Source organism: Nocardioides sp. P5_C9_2, from assembly GCF_054049555.1.
Window position 1 is genome coordinate 1 of record NZ_JBFUMD010000128.1, and the last position, 8,465, is coordinate 8,465.

Here is an 8,465-nt window from a genome sequence, read left to right on the forward strand (position 1 = left end):
GAGTGAAGGTCGCGGCGTGCTCGACCAGCACCCGCTCCGCCCTGCCCACGATGTCGGTCGGGGTGTCGTCGGGCAGGTCGTCCAACGCGCGGGCGATCACGTCGGCCTGCGCGGTCGACACCTCCCCGCTCGCATGCCCCTCGGCCAACAGAGTCCACGACTGCTCCAGTGAGCGGGCCAACGTCAGGTCGCGGCGTGCCGGGCCGCGATCGCAGTGCACGGTCCGGGCGAACCACGCCGCGACGTCGCGGTCGCCGGCCTCCTCGGCGACGTCGTCGGCGACGGCCAGCAGCCGCAGCCGGGTCGAGGCGACCCGCGACTCCAGGCGCGCCAGCTCGACCAGCGCGGTCGCCTTCTCGGCGGGTGCGAGGTAGAGGAGCTCGACGCCGGCGACCTTGTCCAGGGCTGCTGAGATCGCSTCGACGGCGTCCTGGACCAGGTGTCCACTCGTCATCCCAGCCCCCCGCAGATCCCCGTGTSGCCGGYCCTCCGAGCGGGTCCGGCATCTGRGGACAACGCTAGTCGAACAWGTGTTCGAGTGACATYCTCACAATGRGGGATCYTCRCCGGGCCGGAAGCTCGCCGACGGCTCGGGTGGCACGCAGGACGCGCCGAGCCCGTSGACGTACCTCGCGCCAACCCGCCGGTGCGGTCGCCCGCGGCGTACCCCAGCGCGCCCGAACCGCCCGGTCGGCACGATCCAGCGCGCCCGAACTGCCCGGTCGGCACGATCCAGCGCGACGGAACCGCCCGGTCGGCACGATCCAGCGCGCCCGAACTGCCCGGTCGACGCCCCGCAGCGCTACGGAACTGCCCGGTCACCGTCGGCGAGGAGCTCCCGCACCCGCGGGACGACCTCCTCGCCGTACAGCCGCACCGACTCGAGACGCTGCTCGTGGGGGAGCGCCCCCACGGAGTACTTCAGCTGGAAGCGGGACAGGCCCAGCGTGGTGATCGCCCACGCGATCTTGCGGGCCACCGTCTCGGGGGAGCCGACGAACATCGCCCCCTCGGGGCCGGCGGCCTGGTTGAAGGCGATCTGCGAGTACGGACCCCAGCCCCGCTCGCGGCCCAGCCGCGTGTAGAGCTCGGCCTGGTGCGGGTAGAGCTGCTCGCGCGCGAGCTCGTCGGTGGCCGCGACGTGGCCGGGCGAGTGCATGCCGACGGGCAGCTCCTCGCGGCCGTACTCGACCAGCGCCCGGCGGTAGAGGTCGGCGAACTGCACGAATCCGCGCGGGGAGCCGCCGATGACCGCCAGGACGAGCGGCATGCCGTAGTGCGCCGCACGGACGACCGACTCGGGCGTGCCGCCGACCGCGATCCAGGCGGGCAGCCGGCCTGCGGCCGTGGTGGGGTGGACCTGCTTGCCCTCGAGGGGCGGACGGATGGTGCCCTCCCACGTGACCGGCTCCTCGGACTGCAGAGCGGAGAACAGGTCGAGCTTCTCGGCGAAGAGCCGGTCGTAGTCGTCGAGCGAGAGCCCGAAGAGGCCGAAGGACTCGATGAAGGAGCCGCGACCCAGCTGCACCTCCGCGCGCCCCGGCGCGATCGCGTCCAGCGTCGCGAAGCGCTGGTAGACCCGGATCGGGTCGTCGGAGCTGAGCACCGTCACGCCGGTGCCGAGCCGGATGCGACCGGTCTGTCCGGCGATCGCGGCCAGCACCACGTCGGGTGCCGAGATGGCGTAGTCGGCGCGGTGGTGCTCGCCGAGCCCGAGGTAGTCGACCCCGACCCGGTCCGCCAGCACGCCCTCGGCGACGACCTGCCGGATCACCTCGGCGTGGTCGCCGGGCCGACCCTCCGCGTCGAGCGCGACGTCTCCGAAGGTGTCGAGTCCGAGGGTGGGGTGGGCGCGGGTGCCGAGGGCGTCGTACGACATGCGACGAACCTAGCGACCCCGGGCTAGTGGCAGGGCGTGTCGCCGAGGCGGGCGAGGCCCTCGAGGTCGCCCGGGCCGTAGGTGGTGCGGGTGTTGGTGGGGTGCATCAGCTCGCCGGTGTCGTCCACGTGCGCCAGGCCGACGAGGTGCCCCAGCTCGTGCAGGACGACCGCCTCCAGCGGCTCGCGCGCGCCGGGGATCCAGCCGCTCACGTCGAACTGGTCGCGGTCCAGGGTGAGTACCCCGGTGGCGTACTGCCGCAGTCCCGGCCGGACGTCGTACGACGCGCTGCCGCCGAGCCCCACGACGTCGCCCTCCAGGTCCGGCACCTCCGCGGGGGCCGCCCATGCCACCAGCACCGGCGGCGGGTCGCCGGCCAGGAAGCCGTCGTCGTACGACCCGGGACGGGCATCGGACTCGCCCTGGTAGTCGAACTCCAGGCCGCTCGCGCGGCTGGTCGACTCGACCGCGTCCCGGATCAGCGGACCCCAGTCCTCGGGAGCCCCCTCGGGGTTGACGACGTAGGGGATCGCCCGGCACGGGCTGTAGCCGACCGGTGCGTCGCTGCCGGGCTGGGTCTCGGCGAACGCGAAGGACCCCTCGCCCACGGCGTACGACGGGATCTCGCGCAACCGGTCGTCGCCGAGCCCGAACAGCTCGCGCACCCGGGCCATCTCGCTGCCCGGGTGGAGCAACACGATGCCGGCGAGCAGGAGCGCGGTGATCAGCAGACCCGGCAGGACCGGCCCGTTCGCACGACGCGGGGCGGTGCTCAGCGCGTGACCAGCCAGACGCCGAGCGCGGCGGGGGCCAGCCCGACGAGCAGCCACGGCGTGAGTGGGCGCCTGCCGTGGATGAGGAAGGCGAGGGCGACGCCGATGACACCGAAGGCGCCGGCGATCAGGCACAGGCCGACGCGGGCGCCCGGGCGGGGGTCGTCGAGGAAGTACGCGGCGACGATCAGGCCCACCTCGAGGTGCAGGATCGTCGTGACGGCGAGGACCGACATCACCCAGCGCTGGACCCGGGAGAGCGACTTCTGCTCGCGCTCGCGCTCGGCGAGGGTGCGGCGGGGTGCGTTCGGGTCCATCAGGTGGCGCGCGCGGCGCGGCTGCTGCTCCTCGGTCACGCCACCATTGTCGCTGGTGCCCCAAGGTGCCGGTCGGGGCGGTCGCCCCGCGTCAGGGGGCGATCGTCAGGAACACGAAGGCGGCCAGCACGACGAGGTGCACGCCGCCCTGCAGCGGCTTCGAGCGACCCGGCAGCACCGTGAGGATGCTGACGATCACCGTCATGAAGAGCAGCACGATCTGCACGCTGTCGAGACCGAGGGCCAGCTTCCCGTCCAACCAGATCGAGGCGATCGCGATGGCCGGGATGGTGAGCCCGATGGACGCCATCGCCGAGCCGAGCGCCAGGTTGAGGCTGACCTGCACGCGCTCGCGGGCGGCAGCACGGACGGCGGCGATGGACTCCGGAGCCAGCACCAGCAGCGCGATCACGACGCCGACGACGGCGTTGGGGAAGCCGACCGCGTCGACGGCCTTCTCGATCGAGGGGGACTCGACCTTGGCCAGGCCGACCACCGAGACCAGGGACACCACGAGCAGGGCCAGGCTGGAGAGGGTGGCACGGCGGGTCGGCGGGTTGGCGTGCCCGTCGCCGTCCTGGTCGAGCGTGGCGCCGTCGCGACCGACCGGGAGGAAGAAGTCGCGGTACTGGCCGGTCTGGGTCACCACGAACATCCCGTAGAGCACCAGGGACGCCACGGCCACGAAGGCCAGCTGGGTGCCGGAGTACACCGGCCCGCTCTGCGACGTGGTGAAGGTCGGCAGCACCAGGCAGATGGTGGCCAGGATGATGACGGTGGTCAGCGCCGACGCGGTGCCCTCGGGGTTGAACACCGCCATCCGGTGCCTCCTCGCGCTCACCAGCAGCGACAGGCCCATGATGCCGTTGACGGTGATCATCACCGCGGCGAAGACCGTGTCCCTCGCGAGCCCCGAGGTGTCGCCCTTGCTGGTCACCATCAGGGTGACGATCAGGCCGACCTCGATGATGGTCACCGCGACCGCCAGCAGCAGGGACCCGAAGGGCTCGCCGACCTTGTGGGCCACCACCTCCGCGTGATGGACGGCGCTGACGACCGCGCCCATGAGGAGGACGGCCACCAGGGTGAGGACGACCGCTGGGGGATAGCGCCCCCAGGTGAGCACCAGCATGACCGCGGCCAGGATCGGGGTGTAGGTGGTCCAGGTCGGCAGGCGCATGGGCTCACCCTATTTGGTGCAAGGTCACCCGCCGGGCGTGCTCAGCTTCTCGAGCCGCGCGGTCAGCAACGGCACCCGGTGTGCGTTGCCCGTGAGGTCGACGTACTGGCGTCCGAAGATCGCGAGCAGCGCGTCGTCGAGGCGGCGGACGGCTCCGGCCGGGTAGCGGTAGCCCATTCGACGGATGATCGCGTCCGGGTCGACCGAGGTGAGGAGCCCGCCCAGCTCGTCGAGCGACGTGACGCCCAGCTCGAGGAGAAGCCCGGCGATCCAGCCGTAGTGGTCGGTGTGTGACCAGCCGGCGTCGGCGTACTGCCCGGCGAGGAAGGTGGCCAGCTCCTGCGCGCTGATCCGCGGGTCGCTCGGGTCCTCCTCGTGCGGCTGGAGGGGTGCCGCGGCCTGGAGACGCTCGCGGATCGCGGAGAACTCGTGGTCGGCGAGCTCGAGCAGCCCGGCTGCGAGTGTGAAGCGCCGGTCCAGGTCGGGGGCGTGCTCGGCCGGGACCGTGCCCTTGTAGCGGATGTCGTGCTCGAACTCGGCCCACGCGTGCTGCAGCACCGTGCGCACCTGCACGCTGGCACGGTGACCTGCCAGGTCGTCGTACGTCGCGGGCGCGGGGTCGTCGGGCGTCACGAGGAGGTGGCGGCTCGCGTAGCCGAAGCGGCCCTCGCGGGCGGTCTCCTGGCCGAGGTCACGGTCGTCGAGCATCTGCAGCTCGTCGTCGAGCAGCCCGGCGACCGCGGCCACGTCGGCGTGCACGTACGTGATGACCCGGACCCCGACCTGGTCGGTGATCTGGCGCTGCGGGTCGGGGTAGAGGAGGCGTCCGTCGACCGTGCGGGCGGCCTTGGCGGCGAAGGACGCGACGCTCTTGGTGCGACCGTCGACGCTCAGGTAGTTGATGCCCGCGTCGTCGAGCAGGGTCCGGATGAGCTCCACGAAGCGGGCCGTGACCGGCACCAGGCCCGGCTGCAGCGCGGCGTACTCCCGCACGGCCTCGCGCACCGGCTGGTCGTCAGGCGGGGGAGCTCCGTCACGGCCGGCGGCGTGGCGGGCACCGTGGGTGACGGGGGCGTCGGCGGAGGCGTTCTCGGACGGGGACACGCGCCCAGYCTGCCCTGTCCCGCCTGAGCGTGCACGCACGACCCACAGGCTGAGGGGGAAGGCTGGGGTGCGGCGTGCCCGAGGGCCGTCGATCGTCCACAGCCCGACGCCGGCCCGTGCCTCTCCACAGTCGTACGCCGCCCAGGCGTGGTCGTCGGTGCCGGTCGGGATGGTCCCGACATGGCCCCTCACATCCCCGACACCGATCGCGGCCCCGGTCGTGACCGCCTGCGCGTGACGCCCCCGCTGCCGCGGGACGACGTCGTCTTCCTGGCCGGCTTCGGCCGGCACCCGGTGCACGACCATGCGGGTGCCCGACTCGCCCTGCCGCGTCGGATGGCCCGGATCTGGCCCGGACAGCCACCCGGGCCCTGCCCCTGGGTGCCGTGCGYCGACGGCTGCTGCCTCCGCCTCGCCGGACGGGCCGGCGTGGTGACGGCCGGCGCCTGGCTGAGGTTCCTGCTGGCGGAGTTCCTCGAGCAGGCGCACGGTGTCGACGGCACCGTCGAGCTGCCCGGGCACGGTCGGTCCCGGGCCGTGCTCATGGTGGAGGCGTCCGAGGTGTTCGAGGGCGAGATCGAGTCCGGGGTCGGGGCGACCGGCCGGCCCGACCGCGACGAGGAGCCGTGGTCGGGGTGAGGGCACCGCTCAGCCGAGCACCCCCGCGGCCCGCGCCGGCTCGGCGTAGGCCCGGGCCAGGGTGGCGACCGTGTGGTGCGCGTTGAGGCCGCTGGGATTGGGCACGACCCACAGCCGGGCTCCGCCGAGTGTCTCGGGCTGCTCCCCGACCACGGCCCTGGGCACGCCGAACGCCTGGCGGTACGCCGTGATCCCGGCGACGGCCACGACGCGCGGACGCGTCTCCTCGACGAGAGCGGTGAGCTCGACCGCCCCGAGGCGCAGCTCGTCGCGCGTCAGCTCGTCGGCCCGGGCCGTGGCCCGGCGGACGATGTTGGTGATGCCGATACCCCGGCTCCGCACGAGGTCCCGGTCGGCCTCGGTCATCCCGGCGGCCGGGTCGATGCGTCGTTCGAGGATGCCCGCCTCGAGCAGCGCCGGGTAGAAGCGGTTGACCGGGTGCGCGAAGTGCGTGCCCGTCGCAGCGGTCCACAGCCCGGGGTTGATCCCCACGAACAGCAACCGCAGGCCGGGGCCGAGCAGGTCGGGGACCTCCGCGTCGCGGAACGACTCGAGCTCGGCACGGGTGAAGCGAGGCATGCGGCGAGCCTAGGTCGCCGGGGTGTCGGGAACGCCTGCGGCGTCGCTATCGTCCCAGTCACCATGACGCACATGTTGAGCAGTGCTCCGGCCCGCCTCCTCCTCACGGGAGCCCTCGCCGCCGCCGTCCTCTCGGGCTGTGGCCAGTCCGACGGGAGCGGGTCGGTCGACAGCGCGACCGAGCCCACCTCCAGCAGCAGCGCGAGCGAGGAGGGCACGCCCGGTCCGGGCGACTCGTCGAGCGCGACAGGCGGGGAGGGTGACACCTCGAGCGACGGCGACACCTCAAGCGAGGGTGACACCTCGACCGGCGGCGGTGCCGTCCTGGTGGCCGGGGAGAAGGCGTCGACCACCACGGCGCTCATCGTCAGTGCCTCGAACGCCGACGGGGAGGTGACGCCACGACCCGTCCCCCTGGTGGACCGGGACGCGGTGGAGGAGCTCACCGCGCCCCTCGGTGCCGACCTCGGTCCGCAGGTGGAGGCGGCGGTGCGGGAGACCGACGTCCCGGACGGCCAGACCCTCATGGGCGCGGTGGTGGCCGTGGGGTGCGACGAGCCGACGGGCATCGAGCTCACCCAGACCTTCGAGGGCTACGAGGTGCGCGGCATCGTGCCCAAGTCCGGGGTGCAGTGCCTCGTCGCGGTCACCTCGGTCGCGCTGTTCCTCGTCGAAACCCCGTAGGGCCGGTCGTCAGGGAGCCGGGGTCGGGACCGGCGTCGGGACCGGCGTCGGAACCGGAGCAGGGACCGGTGTCGGAGCGGGCACCACGGGAGGCGTGATCGGCGGGAAGACCCCGTCGTAGAAGATCCCGACCGCGTTGGCCACCTTGCGCTCGTAGCCGTCGGAGGGCTCGTTGATGAGCCCCATCTCGCCGGTCACCTTGCGCGAGTACATGGTGGACGAGCCGCCGCCGTCGAGGTTGAGGGCGTTCTCCGCGCCGAGCGCCGTCATCATGGTGGCGAGCTCCACCATCGTGTACCCCCGGCTGTAGGCGGAGCGGCCGTCGATGACGAGGAAGAGCAGCTTGTTGCCGTCGGTGTCGATGCCCACCGAGGTCCGGGGGTGCAGCAGGCGGTCGTTGACGACCGTACGCACCCCGTCGAGCAGGATGGCCCGGTCACCCGAGACGGCCATGGTGGCGCTCGGCTTGGTCTTGTACTTGAAGGTCGCCTTGCGTCCGACCTTGAGCTGCTTGAGCATCTTGGCGGCGGAGCCGCGGCCCACGAGCACCTGGCCCCGGACCTTCTTGCCCTTGGAGAGCACGGCCTTGTTGGACTTGATCCGGCCGTCGACCACGACGACCTCGCGGACGTCCTTGTCGCCGTCKGTCACCGAGTAGCCCTTGGTCCAGCCCCAGTCCGAGGTGTAGAGGCCCAGGGTGTTGTCGGCGACGGTCGCGGCGTTGAGGCCGGAGACGGGCCACCGGGGGCGCTGGCGCAGCTTGGTCTTCGTCACCATCGGGCCCACGTGGTAGCCGGTGGAGTCGAGGTAGAAGGTCGCGTTCTCCGGGATCCAGCCGGTGGCCGGTCCGTGGATGATGCCCCGCTGGCGGTCCACGGCGGGGCCGAGGGCGGCCCCGGTGTCGGAGATGTCGAAGAAGTCGCCGTTGACGGCACCGATGGCGCCCTCGAGGGCGCCGTACTGGCTCACGGTCTTGCGGCGCACGGCGTACTTGCTGCCGATGTGGTCGACGGAGATGTTGGTGGCGTTGAGGTCGACGGTGAGCAGGTTGGCGCGGATCGGACCGCGGGCGTCGACCTGGTCCCACTCGCGGATCTGGATGCCCGGGGCGATGTCGTAGGTGACGTCGCTGGTCACCCGGGCCTTCGCCCGCCGACCTGCCGGCCACGGCTTCGCGATGTCCCCGCGGACGCCGTCGGAGGTCTGGCCCGGGGTCCGCAGCACCGTGCCGGTGTCGGCGAGGGCGCGTCGCTGGGCGGGCGTGAGCCCCCCGCCGTCCCCCCGCGGGGCGTCGGCGCCCTGGGGTGCGT

At 72.8% G+C, this 8,465-nt stretch carries 10 protein-coding genes; 2 read left to right on the forward strand and 8 right to left on the reverse strand.

Features of this window, described 5'->3' with window-relative positions; genetic code table 11:
• From ACXJKL_RS08610 to ACXJKL_RS08635, 6 genes are all read right to left on the reverse strand, one after another.
• On the reverse strand, positions 1 to 454 hold a 454-nt coding region (locus ACXJKL_RS08610; protein WP_457206648.1), incomplete at its 3' end, for a DUF222 domain-containing protein.
• Positions 455 to 802: 348 nt separating this feature from the next.
• Positions 803 to 1,879, reverse strand: a complete 1,077-nt coding sequence (locus tag ACXJKL_RS08615) for an LLM class flavin-dependent oxidoreductase (protein ID WP_457206649.1) — start codon at positions 1,877 to 1,879, stop codon at positions 803 to 805.
• Positions 1,880 to 1,902: 23 nt separating this feature from the next.
• A complete protein-coding gene (locus ACXJKL_RS08620) occupies positions 1,903 to 2,577 on the reverse strand; it encodes a matrixin family metalloprotease (protein WP_457206650.1) in 675 nt (224 codons plus the stop codon).
• A 74-nt stretch (positions 2,578 to 2,651) separates the two neighbouring features.
• The gene (locus ACXJKL_RS08625; RefSeq protein ID WP_457206651.1) at positions 2,652 to 3,008 is read right to left on the reverse strand and encodes a hypothetical protein; all 357 of its coding nucleotides are present in this window, start codon (positions 3,006 to 3,008) and stop codon (positions 2,652 to 2,654) included.
• A 52-nt stretch (positions 3,009 to 3,060) separates the two neighbouring features.
• Entirely contained in the window at positions 3,061 to 4,149 is a 1,089-nt protein-coding gene (locus tag ACXJKL_RS08630; RefSeq protein ID WP_457206652.1) for a calcium:proton antiporter, read from the reverse strand.
• Between the two features lie 24 nt (positions 4,150 to 4,173).
• The gene (locus ACXJKL_RS08635; RefSeq protein WP_457206653.1) at positions 4,174 to 5,253 is read right to left on the reverse strand and encodes a GTP pyrophosphokinase; all 1,080 of its coding nucleotides are present in this window, start codon (positions 5,251 to 5,253) and stop codon (positions 4,174 to 4,176) included.
• Positions 5,254 to 5,433: 180 nt separating this feature from the next.
• On the opposite strand from ACXJKL_RS08635, the gene ACXJKL_RS08640 reads away from it, so the two are divergent.
• The gene (locus tag ACXJKL_RS08640; RefSeq protein ID WP_457206654.1) at positions 5,434 to 5,892 is read left to right on the forward strand and encodes a hypothetical protein; all 459 of its coding nucleotides are present in this window, start codon (positions 5,434 to 5,436) and stop codon (positions 5,890 to 5,892) included.
• 9 nt (positions 5,893 to 5,901) lie between these two features.
• Here the strand turns inward: ACXJKL_RS08640 and ACXJKL_RS08645 are convergent, their stop codons facing one another.
• Positions 5,902 to 6,471 (reverse strand): mismatch-specific DNA-glycosylase, encoded by a 570-nt coding sequence (locus ACXJKL_RS08645; protein WP_457206655.1) that lies wholly within the window; start codon positions 6,469 to 6,471, stop codon positions 5,902 to 5,904.
• A 72-nt stretch (positions 6,472 to 6,543) separates the two neighbouring features.
• Between ACXJKL_RS08645 and ACXJKL_RS08650 the strand changes: the two genes are divergently transcribed.
• A complete protein-coding gene (locus tag ACXJKL_RS08650; RefSeq protein WP_457206656.1) occupies positions 6,544 to 7,155 on the forward strand; it encodes a hypothetical protein in 612 nt (203 codons plus the stop codon).
• A 9-nt stretch (positions 7,156 to 7,164) separates the two neighbouring features.
• On the opposite strand, the gene ACXJKL_RS08655 is transcribed toward ACXJKL_RS08650, so the two are convergent.
• Positions 7,165 to 8,465, reverse strand: a 1,301-nt coding sequence (locus ACXJKL_RS08655; protein WP_457206657.1) for a phosphodiester glycosidase family protein, incomplete at its 5' end; no start/stop codon positions are given.

Bases quoted from the DNA above. Each gene is read 5' to 3' on its own strand.
- ACXJKL_RS08645 (WP_457206655.1), bottom strand. From the start codon at position 6,471: ATGCCTCGCTTCACCCGTGCCGAGCTCGAGTCGTTCCGCGACGCGGAG.
- ACXJKL_RS08615 (WP_457206649.1), bottom strand. From the start codon at position 1,879: ATGTCGTACGACGCCCTCGGCACCCGCGCCCACCCCACCCTCGGACTC.
- ACXJKL_RS08630 (WP_457206652.1), bottom strand. From the start codon at position 4,149: ATGCGCCTGCCGACCTGGACCACCTACACCCCGATCCTGGCCGCGGTC.
- ACXJKL_RS08650 (WP_457206656.1), top strand. From the start codon at position 6,544: ATGTTGAGCAGTGCTCCGGCCCGCCTCCTCCTCACGGGAGCCCTCGCC.